Source organism: Mycobacterium sp. 1164966.3 (assembly GCF_001665395.1).
Taxonomy (GTDB): Bacteria; Actinomycetota; Actinomycetes; order Mycobacteriales; family Mycobacteriaceae; genus Mycobacterium.
Genome location: NZ_LZSG01000038.1, coordinates 1 through 1,261, shown reverse-complemented (window position 1 = coordinate 1,261; position 1,261 = coordinate 1). Strand labels below are relative to the sequence as shown.

At 68.2% G+C, this 1,261-nt stretch carries 1 pseudogene; it reads right to left on the bottom strand.

The annotated features are described in order from the left end of the window. Positions 1-1,249, bottom strand: a pseudogene (locus A9W99_RS13375) (HNH endonuclease signature motif containing protein); the annotation flags it as partial. Positions 1,250-1,261 lie beyond the last annotated feature (12 nt).

Below are 1,261 nucleotides of genomic sequence, written 5' to 3'. Positions count from 1 at the left end.
CCGTGGTCGAGGTGTGGCGGTGGTATCCATTCGGTTTGGCCGTGGCTGTTGGTGCGGGTGGTCCAGCCTTTTTCGGCGAGTCGGTTGTCTGGGCCGCAGGCCAGGGTGAGCTCGTCGATGTCGGTGCGCCGGGTGGTGGTCCAGCCCCGGACGTGGTGGGCTTGGCTGTGGTAGGCCGGTGCTGGGCAGCCCGGTTTGGTGCAGCCGCGATCCCTGGCGTGGAGCATGATGCGCTGGGCGGGTGAGGCCAAGCGTCGGGTGTGATACAGGGCCAGGGGGGTGGCGCCATCGAAGATGGCCAGGTAGTGGTTGGCGTGGCTGGCCAGCCGGATCAGATCCGACATCGGCAGCAGTGAGCCGCCACCGGTCAGTCCCTTGCCCGTGGTGGCGAGCAGATCGTTGAGGTTGGCGTTGACGACGATCGACACCGGAAGCCCGTTGTGTTGACCCAGCTTGCCGGAGACGAGGAGGGCGCGCAGGCCGGCCAGCAGGCCATCGTGGTTGCGTTGGGCTTGGGTGCGGGTGTCGCGGCGCACCGCGTCCTCATCGGGGGTGTCGTCGATGACGGGCGTGTCGTCCTCGGGGTTGCAGGTGCCGGGGGCGGCCAGTTTGGCCAGCACGGGTTCAAAGGTGGCCCGGGCTTCGGGGGTCAGATAGCCGCTCAGGCGCGACATGCCGTCGTACTCTTGGTCGCCCAGGGTGATGCCGCGCTTGCGGGCGCGTTCCTGGTCGTGCAGCTCGCCGTCGGGGTTGAGCCAATCCATCACCCGCTGGGCATATTTGGCCAGCTCGTCGGGGCGGTAGTGGCGGGCTTTGTCGGCCAGGTCGGCGTCGGCGGCCTCGCGGGTGGTCAGGTCGATGTCGGTGGGCAGGTGGGCAAAGAAGCTGCGGATGACTTTGACATGTCCGTCGCCGATCAAACCGTCGCGTTGGGTGGCCGCGGTGGCGTTCAGTCGGGGGCCAGCGGCTCGCCGGTCAGCGCCCGGCGCTGGCCGAGGTCGTCGGCTTCGGCGATGCGCCGCCCGGCTTCGGCTTTGGTGATCCGTAGCCGGTCGGCCAGCGCCGCGCACAAGGTTCCGCCCAACTCTGCATCGCCGGCCTGGGCGCCGATTTGGTTGATCAGCGTATGTTGGGGAGCGCGCAGTTGGCGGGTGAGGCGTTCCAGGCGCTGCAGAGCCCGCAGCCGTTCCGGGGTGGTCAACACGTCAAAGGACAACTCACACAGGCGTTCCAGCTCAGCGTCGAGCACGTTAAAGACCTC